This is a genomic window from Rothia sp. LK2492 (assembly GCF_040946345.1).
GTDB lineage: Bacteria > Actinomycetota > Actinomycetes > Actinomycetales > Micrococcaceae > Rothia > Rothia endophytica.
Genome location: NZ_JAYWLX010000005.1, coordinates 133,569 through 158,265, shown reverse-complemented (window position 1 = coordinate 158,265; position 24,697 = coordinate 133,569). Strand labels below are relative to the sequence as shown.

Below are 24,697 nucleotides of genomic sequence, written 5' to 3'. Positions count from 1 at the left end.
CTTTACACAACTCTGTCGAGTGATGAAGGAGTTTTCGGCTGTCTGCAACTACGATAAGTGATGTGAATAACGAGAATCTGACCCAAGAAGAAGCCAGCTACCGCGCCAGCATCATCACCGTAGACACCTACGATGTACATGTTGATCTGACCAACGCGACAAGTGACTTCGACACCTACCCCACCGCAACCACCGTCAAATTCGCCGCTACCCCCGGTGAATCAACCTTCATTGACTACATTCACCATTCCCTGGATTCAGTCAAACTCAATGGCGAAACGCTGAATACAGAGGATGTCGTCGAAGGCTCACGAATTACCCTGCCCAACCTACAGGCAGAAAACCAGCTGACCATCAAAGGGCGCTCCTACTTCAGCCGTTCGGGCGAAGGTCTACATCGGTACGTTGACCCCGCAGACGGCAAAATCTACCTCTACACTCAGTACGAACCAGCTGATTGTAGACGTGTCTTTCCTGTTTTTGAGCAGCCTGACCTCAAAGCGATCTTCAACTTCCGTGTCACCGCCCCAAAAAAGTGGGTGGTGAGTTCCAACGCTGAACTGGACCGTGAAATTGAGGACCCCTCAGATTCCAGCATCACCAAGCGGGTATTCAAACCAACCGCCAAGATTTCCACCTACATCACCACCATCCTGGCAGGTGAGTACTTCACTGCGTTTGATACATACACCCCTCAAGCCAAGGTCAATTCAGGGACAATCCCGCTGGTTGTTTACTGCCGCCAATCTCTCAAAGAACACTTTGACTATGGGAACATCTTCACCGTTACCAAGCAGGGCCTCGACTACTTTCAAGACCTCTTTGACTACCCCTACCCCTACCCCAAGTACGAACAGGCCTTTGTTCCCGAATACAATCTGGGGGCCATGGAGAACCCCGGACTGGTGACCTTTACCGAGGCTTATATCTACGTTTCTGGTGCCACAGCATCTCAGTATGAATCCCGTGCTAACGTTATTTGCCACGAAATGAGCCACATGTGGTTTGGTGATTTAGTCACCATGAAATGGTGGAACGATTTGTGGCTCAAAGAATCCTTTGCCGACTTCATGGGCCACCTGGGTGCCCGTGAGGCTAACGGGTTCGAGGACGCCTGGGTCACCTTCGCCAATTCACGTAAAGCTTGGGCCTACCGGCAGGACCAGCTACCCACCACGCACCCCATCGTGGCTGACATACCCAACCTTGAAGCTGCCCGCCAAAACTTTGACGGAATTACCTATGCTAAGGGTGCCTCGGCTCTCAAACAGTTGGTTGCTTACGTGGGCTTTGACCGCTTCATTGAAGCCGCTCGGATGTACTTCAAACGCTTCGCGTGGGGTAACACCACGCTAGAGGATTTTCTGGGTGTACTGAATGAAGTCTCAGACAGGGACGTGCTCTCCTGGGCCAGCGCCTGGCTTCAGACCAGCGGGCTTTCAGAGCTTTCAACCCGCCGCGTTTTTGACGATGCCGGTAAGCTCTCCGAGCTGCGTCTGACCCAAACACTGCCCCCCGGCGTCCCCCCAGAAATCGGACGCCCTCACCAGCTTAAGCTTGCGACCTATAGCCTCAAGGAAGATAAGCTGCAGCAGACCGGGCTCGTCAGTGTTGAGGTTCCAGCAAATACCAACAATGTCATCCTGGATCTAACCAATGAAGAGAAGTCTCTGGTCGAAACCGCTGATCTGCTTCTGCTCAACGCTGAGGATCTGACCTACGCCAAAATCAGTCTGGCCGAGAACGAAGGCCGCGCTCTAGCACTGATTCACGTTTCCACCATCGATGATGCCCTTTCCCGCGGCTTAATATGGGTTAGCCTGTGGAACCAGGTGCGCGATGGCAAGCTACCCGCTCGTCTTTTTGTGAATGCGGTGGCGCATGCCGCCTCCCAAGAGAGCTCTGCAACACTGCTCTCTAATTTATTGAATCAAGCACAGGGAGCCATCTCGCTTTACACACCGGCAACCCAGCGTGCGGAACTCTGGGATTCTCTCTATTCTGCATTGGAACACGCCCTTGAAACAGCAGCACCCGGCAGCGACACCCAGCTCATTACTCTGCGTGCATTACTTGCTATCTCCGCCCACTCCCCACTGGGGTTGGAGCTCCTCACTGATGTAGCCCGGGGCGCCTGCCAAAGCGTGCCCGGTGATATAAGCGCAGCACCGGGTGTTAGCTACAACCAAACCCTTGGCTGGAATGCTTTGGGAGCCTTGGCAACGCAGGATGCACTAACTCGTGAGACTCTCCATCAGGCGCGTGGCTACAATTCATCTGCGACCTCGGAACGAGGTTTTGCTTATGCTGTGGCAGCCGCTCCGAGGGCCGAAGCAAAAGAGGCAGCTTTTGAAGCTGTTATAGGTGACGAGGATCTGTCTAATGAACTTCTCTCAGCAACCGCCAGCGGCTACCAGCAGGGCCCAGAAAGTCTCCGTACGATTCACCGTGACCGTTACTTCGAGCTGTTGCTGCCCACGTGGGAGCAGCGTTCAATCGGCATGGCTACGCGAGTTATTCAGGGGCTCTACCCTAACGCAGATATCGCCGAAGGGACGGTCAACGAGAACCCGCTGATTGCAGCCACCGAAGAATGGCTGGCAAAGAACCCAGCAGCGCCAACAGCGCTGATACGCGTCATCCTTGAACTTCACGATGACGCCGTTCGTATTCTGAAAGCCCAGGCCACCTCGCACTAAAAAGAGTGCGAGACTTTGGTTACTAGCATCCTCAGAAAACCGTGAGAAACTGCTATTGACGCCGGTTTTGGTGGGGCACTTACCCGCCAAAACCGGCAAACCGTGAGAAGCTAGATACAGTAAAAACTTGCAGCTAAGGAGCGGACTTTGACCGACTACGTACTAGGCGATCGCGGCACCGTGCACATCATTACTGATGATTTCTATGATGCCGAAATTCTTCAGGTATTTGAAGAACTCCAGATTGATCGTGAACGTGTTTGGAACGGTGAAGCCCGTCTAGTGCCTGAACCGGATAACCCCTATCAGCCTCACACCATTGCTGTATATGTAGATGACCTCAAGGTAGGCCGTTTCTCTGAAAAAGACGCTGACAGCTACTGGGCCCCCATTACCCGTGTGGTGGCATCGGGTTATGAAGCTGTAGCTCACCTGCAACTGACCGCTGTGCTACGCAGGCTGAGTGGGGATAGCTTTATTGAAAGTGCCGGTACCCTATCTCTGAGCGCACCAGGTTCCCTCTTCCCGCTTAATCAAGCACCAACTCAGGCAGCTCTTTTGCCCCAGGGCTCCTCCATCAAAGTACTGGACGAGAAAAACCACTCAGAATACCTGCACGGCATTCTGCCTGGCTCAGGCGAGGGTCGTTTGATCCTCTCCCTAGAGAACAATCCCATCAAACACAGCGATGGTCGGCTAACAGAGTGCGTTGAAGTTTTCCATGACCGCAAAATGGTAGGACGCCTTTCAACCCAAATCTCTGAGCAACTCGCCCCTGTCATTCGTTATGCCTACGATCACGATAAGCTAACCAGCGCTTGGGGTACGATTCGCGGTAATGCCTTTGAACTTTCGCTGACTGTTCAGGCTGTGCGCCCCAGTGAAATCAGTGACGAGTGGTTTGAGCACCTGCCAAACAACGTCCCAGAGCTCCTGCCTTTGGCGGATACCTATGATGTTCCAGATGCCTATGTGGCAACCGACGGTGAACTTCACAGAGCGAGCACAACTAAGAAGAAGAGAGGCTTCATTGGCTCACGGCCTGCCTCTGAAACCGATAATGTTCAGGATTCCCAGGATCAGGATTCCACTGCTCCAGGTGCCCCGCTAGGTTTACAGCGCATTGCTGTGCTCTTGGGCGTGGTAGGCGGCATTGTGTTGGTAATTGGTCTGGTCCTCATTTTCTACAAACCCATGCTCGGGATCCTTGGAGTAGTTTTGGGCGCCTCAGTTGCTTTCCTTGCTCTCTTCTTTGGTAGGGAGAACTCCTATGATGAAGAGGCAGTTTCTGAAGACCCCCTTGAACACTAGATTGGCCTAGATATCACCCTTATCCCAACGAATAAAGCTGTGGCGGTCCTCCCCTGGGGGGAGGACCGCCACAGTTTTTTAGCAGCTATACTGTTGAATCGCTAGAAGCTCACGGGCTTAGTCAGCACCGTAGCTTGAGATGTAGCTACCCATCGTGTTGGTGCGCAGTGCGTTCGATAGAGCGCCGGTAGCTTGACTATCGAGTACCACGATCGACTGACCGTCAGCAGACCAACCGGTGCCAGCATTAGGCAGGGTCATTGAAACTAACTGGGTGTTACCGTTGCTGAGAACAGGTTGAGCAATGCCCACAATCTGACCGGCAGATAAACCTGAATCTACTGTCATGTAGGGAGAAATGGATTCAATGACCGGTAAGAGCTTGGATGCCGAGGACAGTGCACCCTCGGAGCGCATCTGGTTATAGACTCCGCGTAGGAAGGCACGCTGGTTACGCACTCGCTGGTAGTCACCGTCCGAGAAGTTATAGCGTTCGCGAACAAAGACCAGGGCCTCGCCACCGGTCATCTTATTGGGGCCCTGAGTAAAACTGTAACCTGGTGTTGATGCGGTAAAAGCTAGCGGAACATCGACGGTCACGCCACCGAGAGTATCTACCAAGGCTTTAAATCCTTGGAAATCAATCTCAGCTACGTGGTCCATCTTGATTCCTAGTAGCTGCTCAAGAGTGGCTACCTGCAGTGAGACCCCACCGTAGTTTAGGCCGGCATTAACCTTTGCTGAACCATAGCCGGGGATGTTGACCCAGGTATCTCGCATGATGGAGATGAGATAGGCAGCAGAGCCGTCCTCAGGAATGTGCAAAACCATGATGGTATCTGCGCGTGCACCTGAGACCTGTGCAGCTTCAGCACCGGAACGCTGATCAGATCCAAGGAGCACGATGTCAGTAGAGCCGGTCTCTACGGGTTGGCTGGTTGCTACGCCACCTTCAAGTGCATCGGGAATACCGTTACCGTTGGCATCTCCTTCGCTGGCATTGGTATCTGCCAAATCTGAGCCGTCAGCATTAGTAATTTCCGTGTCAGCTCCGCTCTCAACGAGATCACGCAGGGCAGCATCGTCACTAATTGATAGGGCTGATCGGAATTCTTCAAGATCAACACCCTCTAAAGAAGTACCCGGAATGGTTTCTCCGTTGGCTGCAATTGAAGGTGAGAGAGCTTCACCCTCAAACTTCTCGGTACCATTGACGGCCCTAACCACTGTGAAAATGTAAACGCCTAATGCTAGCAGTAGCGCAAGAAGCAAAATAAGCAGAACGAGCAGAATTTTATTGCGTTTTTTCTTAGGTTTTACTTCGACCGCACTAACAGACACGGCACCTCCTGGGGTATGCAAGCGAAATAAACGCACCTATAGCGGGGCTGGTGCGCTTTGAATTGAACCTAATTCTACTGTTTTTAGATACAAAAACACCCCGCCAGCGACAAAAAATCGCGTTGCGGGGTGTGATGTTCAGCCTGAACTGCTGAAGAAAACTTATGCCTTCTTGCCGAAGTTAGCGAAGCGAGCATTGAAGCGCTCAACGCGGCCGGCGGCGTCCATGATGCGCTGCTTACCGGTGTAGAAGGGGTGTGAAGCTGATGAGATTTCAACTTCAACGAGGGGGTATTCGTTGCCGTCTTCCCACTTCTCGGTCTTCTGTGAAGTCATGGTTGACTTGGTGAGGAAGCTTTCGCCTGATGCGAGGTCGCGGAACAGAACGTAGTTGTAATCCGGGTGGATATCCTTCTGCATTTCTTACCTTTTCCTGCCCTGGATTTTGCCAGTGCATTTTTTGTAGCTACCGGGGCTGGTGCCTACCGGTGGTTGCGGTTTAACAACCGAGGATCAACTTTACCACGGCTGTGAGAGCTTGTAAGCGGTCGTGAGACGGTGCTTGGTCACTTTCCAACTGGGTCAGGCTCAGGACGCAGTTGGGCGGGTTTCCCAGAAAGCTACGGCACTGGCTGCAGCAACGTTCAGGGAGTCGACGCCGTGGCTCATGGGAATCATGACAGTGTATTGGGTAGCTGCAAGTGTTTTTGGTGAAAGCCCATGCCCCTCAGTGCCTAGAATCAGAGCTAGTTTCTCGTCTTTTCTAGCCGAAAGTTCCGAGAGGGTTAAAGAGTCAGCTTCTAAGGCTAGGGCAGCCGTGGTAAAGCCGGCGCGGTGAAGGATATCCAGATCAGCTGGCCAGTTCTCAAGACGCGCCCAGGGGACCTGAAAGACCGTTCCCATGGACACACGGATGGAACGGCGGTAAAGAGGATCAGCGCACCTGGGCGTCACCAGAATGAGGTCTACGTTAAGAGCAGCGGCTGACCTGATGATGGCACCGACATTGGTGTGGTCAACGATATCTTCAAGAATGGCGATGCGGCGGGCATCCTTGACGAGCTCTTGAAGATCTGCAGGTTCAGGGCGTGCTATCGCGGCCAGTGCTCCGCGGTGCAGGGCGTATCCAGTGATGTTTTCAAGTTCTTGGTCAGTGCCGATATAAACCGGGGTGTTGGGATAGTGAGCGAGAACGTCGTGCAGGTCGTCCGCCCATTTTTCGCTCATCATAAAGGCGATCGGTTGGTGACCTGCTGCCAGCGAACGGCGGATGACTTTTGAGGATTCTGCTATGTAGATGCCCCACTGGGGTTCCTGCTGGGCACGGAGTTTAACGTCTGTAAGGTCGTTAAAATATCTACTTTGGTGCTGCGGCGCGCTGGTGAGGGGCTGAGTGTTGGGAAGGGCTTGGACGCGGGCACTACGGTCTGCCAGGTCTTGGGCGCTGAGCTGTTTGGGTTTCATGAAGGCTTTCGGCACTGGGTATGAGTAGGCCCCGGTGGTTGATACCGGGGCTACTGGAAGTAGTGGGGTGAAATTAACGGGCGAAGGCGCTGAATCTGCCGTTGCTGTGGGTGGTGAGGTCGAGGTCTAGCCCATAGGTGGCGGAGACATTTTCAGTAGTGATGGTCTCTTCGATAGGGCCAGCTGCCACTACTTTGCCGTCGCGTAGAAGAAGAGCGTGAGTAAAGCCAGCGGGGATTTCTTCGAGGTGGTGGGTGACTAGGATCGTCGCGGGAGCCGCTGGGTCCACGGCAAGGTTGGTCAGGCGGCCAACTAGGTCTTCGCGTCCTGCGATATCCATGCCCGCACCAGGTTCATCGAGGATGAGCATTTCGGGGTCGGTCATGAGGGCTCGGGCGATCAGGGCTCGTTTCTTTTCGCCTTCTGAGAGGGAGCCGAAAGTACGATTAGCCAGGTGGCCAATACCCCAATCGTCAAGGAGAGCCCTAGCCTGGTGATCGTCGAAAGAATCGTATTCTTCGTTCCAGCGCCCCGCAACACCGTAGGCTGCAGTGATGACCACGTTGAGCACGGTTTCTTTGGTAGGAATTTGAGCAGCGACGGGGGCCGATGAGATGCCGATACGGGGGCGTAGTTCGAAGACGTCGACGGCTCCGAGGATTTCATCCAAGATATCGACCTCGCCAGCGGTCGGGTGCAGGCGGGCGGCTGCGATGGAGAGCAGGGTGGTTTTTCCTGCACCGTTGGGGCCTAGTACCACCCAACGTTGACCGTCTTGGACGGTCCAGTTAATGGTGTCGAGAATATTTTTGTTCCCTCTGCTGACGGTGACCCGGTTGAGTTTTAGTACTGATGCCATGTTGGCTATTTTAGTCTTTTTTGTTCTGGGGTGGGTAGTTAGTGTCGATGATGGTTTTTTAGCGTGGTGGAATTGGTCAGTGTGCTGGGTGGTGGGGTGCTGCACAGTAATATGGGGGTATGTCTACTTCTTTTAATATCGTTGCAATTTCCCGTGTTGATGCTCCTGTGCTGGCTAGTGAGGAGCAGATTTTTGAGACTCTGAGCGCTGTTCCCGGTTTGGAGATTTCAGCTGGTCTGCTAATGGAGGTCCCAGAATCCTCCGTGGAGGGTGAGGTTCATGGCCCCGCTTACCGAGTGTATTCTGCTGCTGCTGAGTATTCTCAGGGCACATTGGAGGATGCCCGCGGGTCGGTAGGGCTACTGAACCCTGCAGATACTTTGGGTTTTGATGTCAACATCGTTCCCGCTCACCTGGCTGAGGATGAGAAAAAGTTGCTCATCATGGATGTCGATTCAACCCTCATACAGGCTGAGGTTATTGATGAGCTTGCCCTGGTGGCTGGCTCTGGTGAGCAGGTGGCTGACGTGACAGCACGTGCGATGGCTGGTGAACTGGATTTTGAAACCTCCCTCCGCGAGCGCGTTGCTACCCTTGAGGGTTTGGATGAGTCTGCGCTGACCGGTGTTGCTTCTTCGGTGCGTTTTTCAGCTGGTGCCCAGAAGTTGGTGGAGGTTTTCTTGAAGGCAGGTCACGAGGTGTGTGTGGTTTCGGGTGGTTTTGTGCAGGTGCTCTCCCCTATCGCTGGCAAGCTGAATCTGTCTAAGGCTCGCGCTAACCTTCTGGAGGTCGCAGATGGGCGTCTGACGGGCGGGGTTACTGGGGAGGTCGTGACTGCTGAGATTAAGCGGGATTCTTTGAAGGAGTGGGCTAAGGAGTTTGATGTGAAGAAGCAGCAGGTTATCGCTGTGGGTGATGGTGCGAATGACATTTTGATGCTGAATGAAGCGGAGCTGGGTATTGCTTTCAATGCTAAACCGGCCCTCGCTGAGGTTGCTGATGCCCAGCTGAACCTGATGCGTTTGGACGCTGTCCGACACTTTGCGGGGCTCTAGTTAGATTCCTTATTGGTACATTCACTAAAGGACGCCGCCCCGTAAGGGACGGCGTCCTTTTGTATTCAGCTCGGTGGTTGGGTGGGGCTACTTGATGAAGCCGCCAGCGCCGCCTACGAGTTCGACGTGGCCGGTTTCTACATCAGCGGTGACCATCTTGGCTACCTCGGCTGCGAACTCGGCAACGGTGTAGAGCTTGCCAGCTTCTTCGCGGCGGGCCTCAATAGCACCGGGGTGCAGGCGGTTGAGCAGAGCAGCGGTCACAGTGCCTTCGATCATGTCAGCGGACACTACTACCAGGGAGATGTCTTTCTCTGCGAGCGCAGGGACCTCTGCTAGTAGGGCGTCTTCGCCGGCGCGCTTGGATTCTGCGACGGGGGTGTATTCGGCCATGGTGGGCACTTCGCGGATGAAGTGTGCCTGGTGGCTGGTGACGAAGACGATGCGACCGCCGGGGTTCATCTTTTCTGCGGCTAGGCGGGCTAGGCGCAGTTGGGAGTCGCGGTTGAGGGTCATGGCATAGTCTTCGGGCATGCCGGATTCCATGCCGCCGGATGCGTTGAGGATGAGGTAGTCGAGTCCACCGAAGTTTTCGATGGCGGTATCGACGAGGGCCTGAGCATCCTCTGCTTGGGTGACGTCAGCGCCTACTGCAATGGCCTTGCCGCCGGCTTCTTCAATGCCTGTTACAACCTTGTTGGCGCGGGGCGCTTTGGATCGGTAGTTAACGACCACGTTAGCGCCTTCACCGGCAAGCAGGGCAGCTGTTTCGGCGCCGACTCCGCGGGAGGAGCCGGTGATGATGATGGTTTTATTGGTCAGTGTCATGTTTGGTCCTTGCTTGTGGGTTGGGTGCTGGGTGGTTAGTGGCCCATACCTAGGCCGCCGTCGACGGGAATCACGGCGCCGCTGATGTAGCCTGCGCCGTCACCGGCGAGGAAGAGGGCAACGTCTGCGATTTCTTTGGGTTCTGCAAAGCGGCGGGCGGGGATGGCGTCGGTGTACTGCTTTTTGAGGTCATCGGCGAGGGCGTCGGTCATGTCGGTTTTGATGAAGCCGGGTGCGATGACGTTGGCGGTGATGTTGCGTGAGCCCAGTTCGCGGGTGATGGAGCGTGCCATACCGACGAGACCAGCCTTGGAAGCTGAGTAGTTGACCTGGCCGGGGTTGCCGTAGAGGCCTGAGACGGAGGAGATGAAGATGATGCGGCCGCGCTTATTTTTGAGCATGCCCTTGGTGGCGCGCTGGGCGACGCGGAAGGCTCCGGTGAGGTTGGTGTCGATGACGCTGGTGAAGTCGTCTTCGCTCATGCGCATGAGTAGGGTGTCTTTGGTAATGCCGGCGTTGGCGATAACAACACCAATGGGGCCGAATTCTGCTTCTACTTCTTTAAAAGCGGCGTCGATGGAGGCGGTGTTGGTGACGTCAGCTTTGACGGCGAGGAAGTCTTCGGGGGCGTTGCCGGAGCGGTAGGTGATGGCTACGTTGTAGCCGGCGTTCTTGAATTCGGTGGCAATGGCTTTGCCGATGCCGCGGTTGCCGCCGGTGACGAGGACGGTCTGGGTTTCTGTCATGGGTTCACCTTCACGTGATGGGGTGGGGTTTCTGGGTCTATCTTACGCCGCCTGACATGGGTGTGTGTCATTGGGCCAAGGGGCGCGTGTTATTTGCACCGGTCTGTTTAGATTGGTGGTTGGCTAGGGATGGAGTGGCAGGTGGGTCTAGACTGGTGTTGTTAGATAAAAAGGGCTGTGCAAGGGGTGGGGTTGTGGCTCAGAAGCACTGGACGGCTGATGACTTAACGGCTGCCGGTTATACCGGTGGGCGTGATGAGGTTTATTCCATTACTGACGCTTCGGCACCTCAGTCAGAGGGAGTCGATGTCCGCGCTAAGAGCTATGCCTTCAAAATGTTTCTGCGTATTATCTGTATCATCGCCGCCGTGTGGGTGGGTGAAGGTATATGGCAGTGGGTTTTCCTTGCTGGTGCTGCGATTATCCCTTGGTTGGCCGTAGTAGCGGCTAATGGGGACACCCGGCAGCAGGGTTCGGGTTTTTCTGCTTTTCTGCCGGAGGATCAGCGTCTTGCTATCGAGACGGCCCAGGCCGATCGAGCGGCAGACGCTGAGGGGCAAGCCGGTCATACAAACGCGGGTAGTGAAGATGACTCAGAGGTTCATACGGTGAACCACCAAAGCTCTGTGCCTGAAAATGATGTGATCATCATTGAGGGTGAAATTGTAGAACCAGGCGCAGACCAACAAGCTCAGTAAACAGACACAGGAGAAAGTCAGCGGTAAAAGTTATGGATCTTCTAGGTTCTCTTGCTGGAGGGCAACCCCAGCAGTCACATGAGACCGACAGCGGCGATTTCCTCAAGTGTTCCCGAAAAGGGTGCACCGCTGAGGCGGGTTACCGGCTTCTATGGAACAACCCCAAAATACATAGTCCTGAGCGGCGCAAGGTCTGGCTGGCTTGCCCCGAGCATACTGGCTATCTGCAGGACTTCCTGCATGCGCGCGGTTTTTGGAAGTCCACCGAGCCCCTAGGGCCAGCTGATTCATAGAACCTAACCCAGGCGTCCCTGCTCAGCCTGCACGGTTTTCGTGCAAAGGGTACAGTTGATGGAGTTTGTAGCTCAGGTTGGCAAGTGAGGTTTTGTGAAAAAATACGGGTTTTTACTCTCCGGTAAATGGATGAGCCTTTTTGCGCTCACCATTCTTGCTGCGCTCCTTTGCCTCTACCTCGCTAACTGGCAGATGAGCCGTAAGCACGAACTGGACTTCTCTAACTCCCGCATCAGCACCAACTACTATGCTGATCCGCTGAATTTCGCCGAGAACCCCGATCTCTTTGCTCAACCTCACCCCGATTTACGCTGGCACCCGGTTGAACTTCACGGCACCTACCTGCCCGAGCACCAACTACTAGTGCGCAATCGCCCCTACAACGGTCTAAACGGCTACGAAGTGCTTGTTCCCTTTGTTACTGACCAGGGAAAGACGGTGCTGGTGAACCGCGGTTGGATGGAGGCCGCCTTCGGAGACGCCTCCTCTACCGCACATGACGTTCCTGCGCCCCCAGCCGGGCAGGTAACCGTCATCGTGCGTCTGGTGGAAGGCGAAATCGATAATGGTCTCAGCGGAATCACCGGCCAGGTCTCTTCTATCGATCTACCAGAAATCGCTGAAATCACCGGCACCGACCTGGACACCGTCAACTACGGAATTATGGGCTCTGAGGACCCGGAGGTACCAACACCTGTCATCCAAGATAAGCCCGAAGAAGATTACGGACCCAACCTTTCGTACTCGGTGCAGTGGTACTGCTTTGCGGTCATGTTCTTCATCGCCTATTTCTGGTCGGCTCGCCAAAAGGTGCGCAACGATGAGCTGGACGCCCAGGTAGCTGCCGAGCTTGAAGCCTATTACGCGCAGTTTTACGACGCTGAGGGTCGGTACATCGGTGATGAAGACGAAGAAATAGTGCGCAGGCGCATGGAGTTTGTGGACGATATGCCAGCACATATGAAATCTATCGTGCGCCCACGCCCGGCGCGTAAGAGCAACAAAATGACCGATGAAGAGGCAGAGGACGCCATCATCGACGGCTACCTCTAGGCCGCTTAACTCCTAGCCAGTCAGCCCCAGCGTTGACAGCATAAAAGAGCCCCCGCATCTCAGAAGGTGCGGGGGCTCTTTTACACGAAGTCTTTTTGAACCTAAGCCTGCTCTAGCTCGTGGCTGAAGATTACACCGTCATCGACGAAGTGATCAATCATGGCCAGTGAGTACACGTCGTAGCCGCGGTCGCGGAATTCTTTACCGCCACCCTGAAAGACTTTTTCGATGACGATACCGAAGCCTACTACGGTCGCCCCGCCCTGTTCGCGCAGGTCGGTCAGACCGTGAAGAGCTTGCCCGTTAGCGAGGAAGTCATCAATGATGAGGATGCGATCTTCAGGAGTAATAAAGCGCTTGTCGACGCGAATATCGTATTCGATTTTCTTAGTGTAGGAGAAAACCTTGGAGTGGTAGGTGTCGGTGGAGAGGGTTTTAGAAGAGATTTTCTTGGCAAAAACCATGGGCACACCCAGGTGCAGGGCGGCAGTCATCGCCATAGAAATACCGGAAACTTCAAGGGTGAGGACGCGGGTAATGCCAGCGTCCTTGAAGTGGTCGGCAAAGTCTTTGCCCATCTCCATCATCAGTTGGGGATCCACCTGGTGATTGACGAATTGATCCACTTTGAGGATGTTACCGGGCAGGATATATCCGTCGTTGCGGATGCGGTCTTCAAGCAGTTTCATCGGGTTTCCTTTGTCTTTCGATTCACCAGGACGATGTTGAGCAGCAGCGCTACCAGTGTTCCGGTTGAGATACCGGATGAGAGGATCATCTGCAGAGCTGAGGGCAGATTGGCCAGCATATCAGGGCGGACGGTCACACCAATACCCAGCGCAAATGCAACGGAGACAATCAGCAGTTCACGGTCGCCCAGGTTGATGGTTGCGAGGGTCTTGATACCCTGAGCTGCCACCAGGCCAAACATGATGACGCCAGCACCACCGAGCACGGGCTGAGGCATCACAGCAATCAGTGCTGAGAGTTTGGGGAAGATGCCCAGAGCCACCAGAATCAGACCCGCAATAATCATGACTCGGCGGGAGGCCACCTTAGTCAGGGTCACCAGGCCTACATTTTGCGAAAAGGCTGTGTTAGGGCCAGCACCAAAGACACCAGCGATTGCCGAGCCCACGCCGTCCGCCAGTACACCCCCTGAAACGCGCTTACTGCTCATGGTGGTACCGGAAGCCTGGCCGATAGCCATCATGATACCCACAGTACCGATGGTGGACACGATGTAGGCGGGCACAAAAGCCAGGGTTGAAGCCCAGTTAAAGTGAAAGCCGTAGGCAAAAATATTGGGCAGAGCGAACCAGGGCGCATCACCCACAGCTGAGAGGTTAACCAGACCAAGAGGGATGCACACCAGGTAGCCGACCACCATGCCGATAAAGACGGCGGCAGCACGCAGGATACCGCGCCCAAAGTGAGCAATGGTAAGGGTCAGTGCCATCACGCCAAAGGCAATGCTGAGGTTCTGGAGGGAACCGTAGTTCTCGGAGCCAACTCCCCCAGCGGCCCAGTCCATGGAAACCGGCAGGAGGGTGATACCGATGAGCGCAACGACAGTACCGGTAATTAGCGGCGGGAAGAAGCGCATCAGCGGTTTAATGAAGCGGGAAAGGACGATTTCCACGAGGGAGGCACTGAGAGTTGCAGCGACGATACCTGCCATACCAAACTGGGAGCCCACAGCGATGGTGGGGTTCACAAAGGTAAAGTCAGTTCCCATCATACCCGGCACGCGCGCGCCCACGGGGCCAATACCCTTGGACTGGATGAAGGTGGCGATACCCGCTACGAAGATGGAGGCTGAGACCACTAGGGAGGTTTGGGGAACGGAGAAGCCGAGCGCAGTACAAACAACCAGGGGCACTGCAATAATGCCAGCAAAAGCTGCAAGGATGTGCTGTAAAGCCAACTAAACGGAGACACCCATGGGTGGGAGGTCCTCGAGTTGGTAGAGCATTTCGGTTGAAGTTTCAGCAGGGGTCGAAGATTCTAACCCTTGGGTATGTTGGTTCAACGGTTGACTTTCGATATGAAGTTAATAGAAAAGGCCGCCCTTGGGTGTGCTGGGCGGCAAAGCACTGTTATATATTACTCTCATTAGTCTCGCTCTGGGCGAACAGGGGGCTGTTTTCGTTGGGGTTTTGGATGTAGATGATCTGCTCACCGTCAGTTTTAGAACATATATTCGATAATATGTTAAGGTTGTGCTTTCAACCGCTGTAGAAGGGCCAGATCGCCATGATGGGCTACTCCCACTCCGTTAGCGCTGCCGCCATCTGGCTAGCACTGAATGAAAGCGGGCTCATTCACATTCAAGACACACCCGCCCTCATCGTCACCACCCTGGTAGCAGCCGGTGCCGGTATGCTGCCTGATATTGACCACCACAGTGGCACCATCGCCCACTCCATCCCACCCGTTAGCCAGTGGGTAGCCCGGTTAGTCTCATCCATATCAGGTGGGCACCGTAAAGGCACCCATTCTCTCCTTGGACTGGCCGTTTTCTGGTATCTAGCCTATGGCGCTAATCAACTTCTTTATCAGGGTATTCCATTACTGGCCCTAGCTCTCACTGGATTAGCAGGCGGTCTGGCACTGAGAGTATTCAAAGCACCGGGCGGCTGGCTAGGTGCCATTAGCCTCTCGGTAGCTACACTCCACCTGGATGCTCTAGCCTACATGCCCTGGGCAATCTTGGCAGGTGCCACCGCGCACGTCCTAGGGGACGCTCTCACAGTGCGGGGAATCAACCCTTTTTGGCCACTAACGGTAAAACCTGCTGTTGCTAGCATGCTCTGGCGAAAAAGTGGCTATATGGCTCTACCCCTGCTGGGCGAAGCAGGCAGCGGCCGAGAAAATCTTCTGACCAGCATCTTGACGCTATATATTGGAGGCTATGCCCTGGCAGAGCTGGGAATTCTCAGCACATATCCCCTGGAAGGTGCGAGAGCCCTCCTGAGCATGTAGGCCCAGGGTCAAGAATCGGAGCTTAAAAAAGAAGGCGAACCCCGCATCTGTGCGGGGTTCACCTTTATAGAAATCGTTGAAGATGAGAGGCAGGGTTCTTACCCCTCGGTCCAGAAAACGTCGACCTCTACTCCGTCTTCAGCGATTTCGGGGTAACGTACATCGTGTGATTCCAGCATTGAATCATCCCTTTCAAGTAGCGGCCAACAACGATGTTGACCTATTTAAACCGTGACGACCTGTTTGTCACGGTCTTCTTGATTGGCAACTGAACCATTGGCTCATCTGCTGGTTATAACTCTACGCACGGTGTCCAAGGGGTTCCACCCCTTTTCTTTTGTTATCAAACTGTGACCTTTGTTTGGAGAAGCGAAACCCACAGAACGCAATATTAATTATTCTTTAACGTGACGGGGCAAACAAAGAGCGTCGGTAAGAAACGGACATACAAGAATTTTGGTACGGACCAAGGTTAGATTTAAAGAGGCCCGCATACACGGGGTATGCGAGCCTCTGCCTTCACCGCTATAGGCTAGGTAGCTTATCGGCTTAAGCTAGGGAGATGAGGTCCTGGTATTCCTTGCTCCACAGATCCTCGACCGCATCTGGCAAAAGCAGCACGCGCTCAGGGTTCAGAGCTTCTACAGCACCTTCATCGTGGCTCACCATCACAATGGCACCCTGGTAGTTCTTCAGTGCGTTAAGGATTTCCTCGCGGGAGGCTGGGTCAAGGTTGTTCGTCGGCTCATCTAACAAGAGAACATTAGCGGATGAGGCCACCAGGGTTGCTAGTGACAGGCGGGTCTTTTCTCCACCGGAGAGCACACCGGCGGGCTTATCAACGTCATCTCCGGAGAACAAGAAGGAGCCCAGAACAGTGCGAACCTTGGTGTCATCAAGATCTGGAGCAGCAGTCTTCATATTTTCATAGACGGTGCGGTTGCCATCCAGAATCTCGTGTTCCTGAGCGAAGTAACCTACCTTGGCCCCGTGGCCGTAAACAACCTCCCCCGTATCAGGCTGAGTGGTTTTGGCGAGCATGCGCAATAATGTGGTTTTACCGGCACCGTTGAAACCGAGCACCACCACACGCGAACCGCGGTCAATAGCCAGGTCGACATCGGTAAAGATTTCTAGTGAACCGTAGGACTTAGACAGCCCTTCAGCCGACAGGGGGGTTTTGCCACAGGGTGCGGGGTCAGGGAAACGGATAGCGGCAACCTTGTCCACCTGACGCTCGTCCTCAAGGCCGCGCATCATCTTCTCTGCTCGTTTAATCATCTGCTGGGCAGCAACAGCCTTGGTCGCCTTAGCGCGCATCTTATTAGCCTGCTCCATGAGTGCTGAGGCCTTTTTCTGGGCATTGGCGCGCTCACGCTTGCGGCGGGCTTCGTCCTGCTCGCGCTGCAAGAGATAGGTTTTCCAACCCATATTGTAAATATCGATGACGCAGCGGTTAGCGTCCAGGTAAAAGACCTTGTTCACCACCAGTTCCATCAGTTCCACGTCGTGGCTAATCACCAGAATGCCACCCGAGTAGTTTTTGAGGAAGTCTCGCAACCAGACCACCGAATCAGCGTCCAGGTGGTTGGTCGGTTCATCCAGCAACATGGTATCTGCATTGGCAAAGAGAATGCGGGCTAGCTCAACACGGCGACGCTGGCCGCCAGATAGCGTTGAGAGAGGCTGGTTGAGCACGCGCTCAGGCAGGTCAAGGTTGGCGGTAATGGTTGCAGCTTCTGACTCCGCGGCATAGCCGCCACCGCTGATGAATTCAGCTTCTAGGCGGTCATAGCGGCGCATCCCCTTGTCGCGAGTAGCCGGGTCTTCACTAGCCATCATTTCCTGTGTCTCGCGCATCTTCCGCGCTACACCGTCAAGCCCGCGAGCAGAGAAAATGCGGTCCTTGGCCAGCTGGCTCATGTCATCGACTTTAGGGTCCTGGGGCAGATAGCCGATAGTGCCACCGCGAGTCACCGAACCGTCAGCCGGCAGGGTTAGACCAGCCAGAACCTTTGTCATGGTTGTTTTACCCGCACCGTTACGCCCCACCAGGCCCACCTTGTCACCCTTATCAATACGGAAGTTGACGTCTTCCATCAGCAGGCGGGCGCCAGCACGAAGTTCTAGATTAGTAACGGTGAGCAAGGTCATCCTTTGGTTAGGGGTAATGCGCGCATCGGGCTGTGCGCCAACTTTCCATTCTAGGGGGTCAAGGCTAGTGCGTCAGCGCCCAGCACCGGCGTGGTTACTCACACCCACCAGCTACAGACCACGGGTCGAATAACACCAACATACCCTGACGCTTTGAACACTGTTCAAAAAAAGGTTTATAGTAGTTCCCATGACATCAACCCACCACCGCACTGATACCACGAATCTCGGACGCGACCTAGCCCTGATCGCAGTCTTTGCCGCCTTCATAGCGGTCTGCGCCCTTCTGCCCGCCGTGCCAGTAGGCCCTGCCGCTGTTCCCATCACCTTGCAAACCCTGGCCATTTACACCACCACCCTCATCCTGGGCGGTAAACGTGCAGCTTTCGCCGCGACCCTCTACCTCGTAGCGGGCCTACTAGGTCTGCCCATCTTTGCGCGCGGCGGCGCTGGCTTTGGCACCATTGCCAGCCCCTCATTCGGCTACCTGCTGGGCTTCATCCCAGGTGCCTTCATTGCAGGCTATCTCTCCCATCTGGCTCTGCGCCTGTACGGTAACAGGAAGTCTCAATTCATCCACCAGCTAGGAGCAGTCCTGGCAGGTTTCGCTGTCATCCAGATTTTCGGTATCGCGGGCATGATGATTAACGCAGATCTCTCGTTCCAAGCAGCAGCTCTAGCGGCCGCCGTCTACATTCCCGGCGATCTCATTAAATGCGCCCTTGCCATTGTGGTCGCTCTAGCAGTACACCGCGCTTTCCCAGCTCTCTCCCGTTAGGTCAACCCACGTGTTCTTTCGCCGCAGCGAGGCCAAAACACCGTCTGTAGAATTTTCTATGGACGGTGTTTTAGCAACCCGTAACGCCACTGTCACCGTTGAGACAGGCACTGAGCAACGCACCATCTTGCACGATATAACGGTGAGTCTTTCTTCCCCCACCACAGCGGTATTGGGTCTCAACGGCTCCGGCAAATCCACCTTTTTGAGGCTATTCAACGGGTTGAGCGAGCTGAGTTCTGGCGGGGTGACAGTGCACGGTGTTGATGTCTACACCAATATTCGGGCAGTGCGCCAGCAGGTAGGTTTGCTCTTTTCAGACCCGCAGGCGCAGCTGATTATGCCCACCGCTGCCGAAGATGTTGAACTCTCCCTGCAGCACATCAAAGACAGGGACGCCCGCAGGGCAGCTGCTCTGGACGCCCTGCGAGCGCGGGGTCTTGAGCATAGGGCTACTGATTCGGTGTTTAGCCTGTCAGGTGGAGAAAAACAGCTGGCCGCACTAACCTCGGTGTTGGCGGTTGAGCCTCGTGTCCTGCTACTTGATGAACCGACCACTCTCTTGGATCTGCGCAATAGGTTGAGGTTGTCAGCCCTACTGAAGGATCTGCCCCAGCAGTTAGTGATCTCAACTCATGATCTGGAGCTAGCAGCTCGGTGTGAGGAGGCTTTGGTAATTCATGAGGGGCGTTTGCTGGTGCAGGGGGCTGCAGGGCAGGTCATTGATGCCTACAGGGACTGGTGTGCGGGCGGGTTCCCTGGTCCTTGGCAGCCCAGTGTGTTAGAGGTTTCACATACGGATGGCCAGGTTGATGAATGAAACTGACCAATCATCTATTTGGCACTTATACCCCCCTCGATAGCCCCCTCCACCGGCTAGCCCTGAAGTATAAGGGCGCTTTTATCTTTCTTTTAGCTCTGTTACTTGCTGCAACACAACACTGGGGGGTTGGCTTGGGTGCCCTGCTCCTGGTGATAGCGTTGGGGTTTTGCGCTCGCATTCCGGTCTCTCACTGGTGGCAGGCAGTGCGTTCGCTCTGGCTTCTTCTAGCAATCCTGACGGCCTACTATCTCTTTTCAGGCAAAGTAGAAACTGGCGCTGATGTTCTACTGACACTGCTGACCATGATTTTTGCCTCCAAAATTTTGCTCTGGAGCACCCCTATGCCGGTCATCATTGACGGTTTTATCTGGCTCTGCACCCCTTTGCGGTGGGTGGGTGGTAGCCCGGAGACCGTTGGCTTAGCCTTAGCACTCATGGTTCGATCCATCCCCGTCATCATGGACCAGTGGAATGCACTGACGGTGGCAGTTATTGCACGGGGTGTGCGGGTCAGTTCATTCAGGCTCTTCACTCCCCTGGTCATTGCAACAGTTGCTTACGCCCATGAAACCGGCGATGCACTCGCTGCAAGAGGTCTGGACCGTCCCGGTCACTAGGACTATTTCACCCCACCATCTGCTAGCGCCGTGCCCTCTAGGTGATGTGGAAAACTTTTGCTCGTGTCGAGCGGAGCGTAAGGGTCTGATTTCAATATGCTGTACTTATGATGGCTTTCAAAGAAAATTCACAGCTTAATACTGACCGGGTACGCCGCAGCGGTGGCGGGGGTAGCACCGGTATGAAGGTGGGCGGCGGCTTGGGCGGCATGCTACTTGTCTTAGCCGTAGGCGTGTTCTTCGGCCAGGATGGCCTGAACATGCTCAACCAGGTCACCGGCGGTGGCTCTTTTGATTATTCGAATGTGAGCACCGATTCTGAGGACCAGCTCCAGAATGAATGCAAAACCGGTGAGGATGCTAATAACATCACCGACTGCAACATGGTGGGTACCGCTAACTCTCTGGATTACTTCTGGCAAGATGCTCTGCCTGCAGCTACCGGGACTGCCTACGCACCGCCGGTACTCCAGCTCTTTAGTGGTGGAGTTAACACCGGCTGCGGTGGCGCGTCTAGCGCTGTTGGCCCCTTCTACTGCCCAGTAGATCAGACTGCGTATGTGGATACCAGCTTTTTTGAGACCATGAAGACGCAGTTGGGCGCAACCGGCGGTCAGGCGGCCGAGCAGTATGTGCTGGCCCACGAGTTCGGTCACCATATTCAAAACCAGCTGGGCGATTTGAAGTACTCTCAGTATGACCCCAAGGGCGCTGACTCGGGTGCGGTACGTGTTGAGCTCCAGGCAGATTGCTACGCAGGTCTTTGGGCCCGTGAAGCGCAGAACGACACCGAATCTCCCGTTCAGCTGGAACCTCTCACTGAAAGTGAACTGGAAACCATTATCAACGCCACCGAGGTGATTGGCGATGACCACATCCAGATGACCAGTCAGGGCCACACCGACAGCTCTACCTACACCCACGGCACCAGTGCTCAGCGCACCGCCTGGTACATGGCAGGTTATAACTCGGGTGATATGGCTCAGTGCAATACTTTTGAGGCCAAGGATTTGAACAACCCGGGTGCCTAGAACCTTCTAGCTCATAGCCAAGGACGCCGAGGTACAGCTTAGATTGTTGAGCTGCACCCCGACGTCCTTTTGCTTTTCTTATCCCTCCTAATGCCACAACGTGGCAGAGAGAACAGTGCAGAAGTGAAAGATACCTGCCCAAGGTCATCTTTTGCAGGAATAATAGAAGAGATTTAAAAATACTTAGCTGTCTCTCGCAGCATTCAAGGGCGGGTCAAGAGCACTCAGTATCTACCTGTTGAAACGGACACCATGAAATTTCATCATTTTATTCATCGGCGGGAGTGGACGCTCGCGCTACTCGCTGTGCTGATGATTGTTGCCCAGGTTTATCTTGACCTGCGGGTTCCTGAGTATATGGAACACATTACCGTCACCATCTCTACCCCGGGCAGCCAACTGGCTGATGTCATGGAGCACGGCTGGCTCATGTTAGCTGCCGCAGCGGGGTCTATGGTGGCGGCCATCATTACGGGTTTCTGCACAGCCCTGTTCGGAACTACCGTAGCCCGCCGCATGCGTGCCGGTGTTTTTGATAAGACTTTTGATATGTCCTCGGCAGAGGTCAACTCCATTGGCACCGACAGCCTCATTACCCGCTCCACCAATGATGTTACCCAGGTTCAGATGTTCATCGTCATGGGTCTGCAAATGAGCGTGAAAGCTCCGATTATGGCGGTCTGGGCAAGCTCAAAAATCGCTAGTGAATCGGTCACCTGGACCATTCCCACCGCCGTGGCTGTTGGCCTCACTCTGCTGGTCTTGGGCATCGCCATGGCACTGGCTATCCCCCGCATGATGCGCATGCAGAAAATTACCGACGGACTCAACCGGGTCACCCGCGAGCACCTAACCGGCCTGCGCGTCATCCGTGCCTACCTGACCCAGAGCTTCCACCGGAAGCGGTTTGAAGCAGTCAACATGGACCTGCGCAACACCACTCTGTTCGTCAACACCACCATGGCCTTTATCATGCCCATGCTGACCGCGATTATGACTGGTCTTTCTCTTTCCATCTATGTGCTGGGCGCTGTGCTCATCAATGACACCTCCGATGTTAACCAGCGCATCACCCTCTTTGGGCAGATGGTGGTTTTCTCAACCTATGCCCTGCTAGTGGTCACCAGTTTCATGATGATGACCGTCGTCTTCATCATGGGGCCAAGGGCGCTCGTTGCCTGGCGCCGTATTAGGGAGGTTCTGCGCACCGAGCCCTCCATTACGAGTGGTTCAGTCACCTCGGGCAGCGCCACCGCTGGCACGGTGGAGTTCCGTAACGTGAGCTTCCGATACCCAAGTGCTGATGGGGACGCCCTCCACGAGCTCAGCTTCATGGCCTCCCCCGGCGAAACCGTCGCTCTCATTGGTTCAACAGGTTCTGGCAAGTCTTCAGTGGTGAACCTCATTCCCCGCTTCTACGATGTTCGTGAGGGTGCAGTTCTGGTGGACGGCGTGGACGTGCGCGAGTGGAATCTCGAAGAACTGCGCAACCGCATTGCCTACGTCCCCCAGAAAAACACACTTTTCTCTGGCTCTATCGCCTCCAACATCGCGCTGGGCGAGAACGGGCGGGCCATGAGCACCCAGGACGTGGTCAGTGCAGCTACCGCAGCAGCAGTGGCTGAATTTGTGGGCGGCAAAGAAGACGGTTACGCCTCGGTGGTGGCCCAAAACGGTAAGAACTTCTCGGGCGGTCAGAAACAGCGCATCTCCATGGCACGGGCTCTTGCACGTGGGGGAGAAATCCTCATCTTTGATGACTCTTTCTCAGCACTGGACTACAAAACCGAGCGAGATATCCGCCAAGCCCTCAAGACAGCAGCAGCCGGTGCCACAGTGCTGGTGGTAGCCCAGCGCATTGGTACCGTGCGCGATGCTGACCGGATCTTAGTATTGGATAAGGGGCGGATCGTAGGCAATGGCACCCATGAGACCCTTATGGCTACCAACGAGGTCTATCAGGATATCGCCCGCTCCCAGCTCTCTGATGAGGAACTCGCATCATGACCCAGCAAACACCAGCAGCTCAGTCCTTTTCTGAGCAAGATCTAGAAACTGCCGCTCGGGGCATGTCCGCGGCGGGACAGCTACGCGATAGCCAGCTAACCAGCGATAAGGGAATGATGCGCGGTGGGCACGGCGGGCCACCTGGTGCCCCTGCCGTATCAGCCCCTAACGCTCCCTTCAAACAAACCATCGGCAAGCTCCTTGCCTACCTGCGTCCAGTTTTGCCGGCCATGGTTCTTGCGATTATCGCGGCAATCATTGGGGTAATCCTCAATATCATCGCTCCTCAGTTCCTTGCCGACATCACCGATGAAATCCAGCAGGGCTTCATGGGCGATATCGATATGGCAGCCGTAAGCCGGCTCATGTGGATTTCCATCGCTCTTTTAGTCTGCTCGCTACTCCTCAGCTTGGTGGAAGGCGTCATTATGGCGCGCTCTACCGTGTGGGTCTCTCAGAACATGCGCTCTGATCTAGACCGCAAAATCGATGCGCTCCCCCTTTCCTACCTCGATCAGGGATCAACCGGTGACACGCTCTCTCGCGTCACCAACGACGTTGATACCCTGCAACAGACTCTCAACAACTCACTGGCCACCACCATTACCGGTGTAGTTACTCTGGTGGGCTCAACGGTCATGATGTTTGTGACTGACTGGCGTATGGCGCTGGCTGCTATCCTGGCTTCTCTGCTGGGTATCGCGGCTTCCGGCTTTGTGCTCAGCAAGAGCCAGAAGTACTTTGTGGCGCAACAGCAGTTGTTAGGGCGCCTCAACGGCCATATTGAAGAAAGCCTCTCGGGGCACAGCATCATCCGCGCCTATAACGGCGAGCGCGGGGTGCGCCAGGAGTTCGCATCACGCAACGGACAGCTCTACGCGGTGGCATGGAAGTCCATGTTCTTCTCGGGTCTCATGTTCCCGCTGATGAGCTTCATCGGCAACCTCGGCTACGTGGTGGTCTGTGTGGTCGGTGCAATGCTGGTTCTTAACAACACCATTACCTTCGGTGTGATTGTTGCTTTCATTGTCTACGTCCGTCTGTTCACCAATCCCCTCGGTCAGCTAGCGCAGTCGGCGACCAGTTTGCAGTCTGCGGCTGCTGCTGGCGGTCGCGTCTTTGACTTCTTGGAGGCTGAGGAATTAGCCGACGAATCACATAAGGCACTAATTCTCGATCCGGATGTCCGCGGCGCTGTTGACTTTGAGAATGTGAAGTTCAGCTATGAGCCGGGTAAGGAAATCATTCACGGTTTTACCGCCTCCGTTGAGCCAGGGCAGAAAGTTGCCATTGTGGGGCCAACCGGTGCCGGTAAAACGACCCTGGTGAATCTTTTGATGCGCTTCTATGAGGTGGACTCAGGTGAGATTCGCATCGACGGAGTACCCGTTTCTTCGATGACCCGAGAGCAGGTGGATGGCATCTTCGCTATGGTGCTTCAGGATACCTGGATGTTTGAAGGCACCTTGCGCGAAAACGTAATCTATGGAACCGGTGAGGTTTCCCCAGAGCGCTTGGATGCTGTGATGAAGTCCGTGGGCCTGGACGAGCTGGTAAGCCAGTTACACGATGGTTACGACACGGTACTCACTGATTCAACTGCCTTATCTGCCGGGCAGAAGCAGCTGGTCACCATTGCCCGCGCCATGATTGCTGATAAGCCCCTGCTCATTTTGGATGAGGCCACCAGCTCGGTGGATACTCGCACCGAGTTGCTGATCCAGCGCTCGCTAGGTCAGCTGGCCCACGGCAAAACTTCCTTTGTGATTGCCCACCGTCTTTCTACCATTCGTGATGCTGATGTTATCTTCGCGATGAAGGACGGGGATATCGTCGAGTCCGGCTCTCACGCTGAGCTGTTAGAACGCGGCGGGTTCTATGCAGAGCTCTACACCAGCCAGTTCGCGCAGTAGAGCATTCGCGGAAATCTTAGAAGCGGCACTGAGTACAACGT

22 protein-coding genes are annotated in these 24,697 nt (G+C 54.9%); 13 read left to right on the top strand and 9 right to left on the bottom strand.

Annotated elements, in window-relative coordinates; translation table 11 throughout:
- Positions 1–62 precede the first annotated feature (62 nt).
- Together pepN and VVR27_RS07715 are read left to right on the top strand one after the other, a co-directional pair.
- Entirely contained in the window at positions 63–2,699 is a 2,637-nt protein-coding gene (gene pepN, locus VVR27_RS07720; protein ID WP_368547819.1) for an aminopeptidase N, read from the top strand.
- A 147-nt stretch (positions 2,700–2,846) separates the two neighbouring features.
- Positions 2,847–4,010, top strand: coding sequence for a hypothetical protein (locus VVR27_RS07715; protein ID WP_368547818.1), 1,164 nt, complete (start codon positions 2,847–2,849; stop codon positions 4,008–4,010).
- 117 nt (positions 4,011–4,127) lie between these two features.
- On the opposite strand, the gene VVR27_RS07710 is transcribed toward VVR27_RS07715, so the two are convergent.
- The 4 genes from VVR27_RS07710 to VVR27_RS07695 all read right to left on the bottom strand — a co-directional run bounded on the left by VVR27_RS07710 (position 4,128) and on the right by VVR27_RS07695 (position 7,674).
- Positions 4,128–5,351: an LCP family protein gene (locus VVR27_RS07710; RefSeq protein WP_368547817.1), complete on the bottom strand. Its 1,224-nt coding sequence runs from the start codon at positions 5,349–5,351 to the stop codon at positions 4,128–4,130.
- Positions 5,352–5,513: 162 nt separating this feature from the next.
- Positions 5,514–5,771, bottom strand: coding sequence for a type B 50S ribosomal protein L31 (locus VVR27_RS07705; RefSeq protein WP_237202714.1), 258 nt, complete (start codon positions 5,769–5,771; stop codon positions 5,514–5,516).
- Between the two features lie 168 nt (positions 5,772–5,939).
- Positions 5,940–6,815, bottom strand: coding sequence for a TrmH family RNA methyltransferase (locus VVR27_RS07700; RefSeq protein WP_368547816.1), 876 nt, complete (start codon positions 6,813–6,815; stop codon positions 5,940–5,942).
- A gap of 73 nt (positions 6,816–6,888) precedes the next feature.
- Positions 6,889–7,674 carry an ABC transporter ATP-binding protein gene (locus VVR27_RS07695; RefSeq protein ID WP_368547815.1) on the bottom strand — a complete coding sequence of 262 codons (786 nt, stop codon included), beginning with the start codon at positions 7,672–7,674 and terminating at the stop codon, positions 6,889–6,891.
- A gap of 119 nt (positions 7,675–7,793) precedes the next feature.
- Between VVR27_RS07695 and serB the strand changes: the two genes are divergently transcribed.
- On the top strand, positions 7,794–8,729 hold the full coding sequence (gene serB, locus VVR27_RS07690; RefSeq protein WP_368547814.1) for a phosphoserine phosphatase SerB: 936 nt from the start codon (positions 7,794–7,796) through the stop codon (positions 8,727–8,729).
- An 87-nt stretch (positions 8,730–8,816) separates the two neighbouring features.
- Here serB and VVR27_RS07685 read toward each other — a convergent pair whose 3' ends face one another.
- Positions 8,817–9,557, bottom strand: coding sequence for an SDR family oxidoreductase (locus tag VVR27_RS07685; RefSeq protein WP_368547813.1), 741 nt, complete (start codon positions 9,555–9,557; stop codon positions 8,817–8,819).
- A gap of 35 nt (positions 9,558–9,592) precedes the next feature.
- Complete coding sequence (locus VVR27_RS07680; RefSeq protein WP_368547812.1) at positions 9,593–10,303, bottom strand: beta-ketoacyl-ACP reductase; 711 nt, start codon at positions 10,301–10,303, stop codon at positions 9,593–9,595.
- Between the two features lie 194 nt (positions 10,304–10,497).
- On the opposite strand from VVR27_RS07680, the gene VVR27_RS07675 reads away from it, so the two are divergent.
- From VVR27_RS07675 to VVR27_RS07665, 3 genes are all read left to right on the top strand, one after another.
- Positions 10,498–11,001, top strand: coding sequence for a DUF3099 domain-containing protein (locus VVR27_RS07675; protein WP_368547811.1), 504 nt, complete (start codon positions 10,498–10,500; stop codon positions 10,999–11,001).
- A 32-nt stretch (positions 11,002–11,033) separates the two neighbouring features.
- The gene (locus VVR27_RS07670) at positions 11,034–11,294 is read left to right on the top strand and encodes an acetone carboxylase (protein WP_346872958.1); all 261 of its coding nucleotides are present in this window, start codon (positions 11,034–11,036) and stop codon (positions 11,292–11,294) included.
- 130 nt (positions 11,295–11,424) lie between these two features.
- On the top strand, positions 11,425–12,348 hold the full coding sequence (locus VVR27_RS07665; protein WP_368547810.1) for an SURF1 family protein: 924 nt from the start codon (positions 11,425–11,427) through the stop codon (positions 12,346–12,348).
- 101 nt (positions 12,349–12,449) lie between these two features.
- Here VVR27_RS07665 and VVR27_RS07660 read toward each other — a convergent pair whose 3' ends face one another.
- Entirely contained in the window at positions 12,450–13,037 is a 588-nt protein-coding gene (locus VVR27_RS07660) for a xanthine phosphoribosyltransferase (RefSeq protein WP_368547809.1), read from the bottom strand.
- Positions 13,034–14,275: a nucleobase:cation symporter-2 family protein gene (locus VVR27_RS07655; RefSeq protein WP_368547808.1), complete on the bottom strand. Its 1,242-nt coding sequence runs from the start codon at positions 14,273–14,275 to the stop codon at positions 13,034–13,036. The genes VVR27_RS07660 and VVR27_RS07655 overlap by 4 nt, the downstream gene beginning before the upstream one ends.
- 329 nt (positions 14,276–14,604) lie before the next feature.
- Here VVR27_RS07655 and VVR27_RS07650 point away from each other — a divergent pair, with 329 nt between their 5' ends.
- A complete protein-coding gene (locus VVR27_RS07650; RefSeq protein WP_368547807.1) occupies positions 14,605–15,333 on the top strand; it encodes a metal-dependent hydrolase in 729 nt (242 codons plus the stop codon).
- A 549-nt stretch (positions 15,334–15,882) separates the two neighbouring features.
- Here VVR27_RS07650 and VVR27_RS07645 read toward each other — a convergent pair.
- Positions 15,883–17,481 (bottom strand): ABC-F family ATP-binding cassette domain-containing protein, encoded by a 1,599-nt coding sequence (locus VVR27_RS07645; protein WP_368547806.1) that lies wholly within the window; start codon positions 17,479–17,481, stop codon positions 15,883–15,885.
- 196 nt (positions 17,482–17,677) lie between these two features.
- Between VVR27_RS07645 and VVR27_RS07640 the strand changes: the two genes are divergently transcribed.
- The 6 genes from VVR27_RS07640 (at position 17,678) to VVR27_RS07615 (ending at position 24,656) form a co-directional block, all read left to right on the top strand.
- Positions 17,678–18,265, top strand: coding sequence for a biotin transporter BioY (locus VVR27_RS07640; protein WP_368547805.1), 588 nt, complete (start codon positions 17,678–17,680; stop codon positions 18,263–18,265).
- Positions 18,266–18,323: 58 nt separating this feature from the next.
- Positions 18,324–19,085 carry an energy-coupling factor ABC transporter ATP-binding protein gene (locus VVR27_RS07635; protein WP_368547804.1) on the top strand — a complete coding sequence of 254 codons (762 nt, stop codon included), beginning with the start codon at positions 18,324–18,326 and terminating at the stop codon, positions 19,083–19,085.
- The gene (locus VVR27_RS07630; RefSeq protein ID WP_346872950.1) at positions 19,082–19,705 is read left to right on the top strand and encodes an energy-coupling factor transporter transmembrane protein EcfT; all 624 of its coding nucleotides are present in this window, start codon (positions 19,082–19,084) and stop codon (positions 19,703–19,705) included. Before VVR27_RS07635 ends, VVR27_RS07630 begins: the two co-directional genes overlap by 4 nt.
- A 107-nt stretch (positions 19,706–19,812) precedes the next feature.
- The gene (locus tag VVR27_RS07625) at positions 19,813–20,736 is read left to right on the top strand and encodes a neutral zinc metallopeptidase (protein WP_368547803.1); all 924 of its coding nucleotides are present in this window, start codon (positions 19,813–19,815) and stop codon (positions 20,734–20,736) included.
- A gap of 252 nt (positions 20,737–20,988) precedes the next feature.
- The gene (locus tag VVR27_RS07620) at positions 20,989–22,743 is read left to right on the top strand and encodes an ABC transporter ATP-binding protein (protein ID WP_368547802.1); all 1,755 of its coding nucleotides are present in this window, start codon (positions 20,989–20,991) and stop codon (positions 22,741–22,743) included.
- On the top strand, positions 22,740–24,656 hold the full coding sequence (locus tag VVR27_RS07615) for an ABC transporter ATP-binding protein (RefSeq protein WP_368547801.1): 1,917 nt from the start codon (positions 22,740–22,742) through the stop codon (positions 24,654–24,656). The genes VVR27_RS07620 and VVR27_RS07615 overlap by 4 nt, the downstream gene beginning before the upstream one ends.
- The last annotated feature ends 41 nt before the right edge of the window (positions 24,657–24,697 follow it).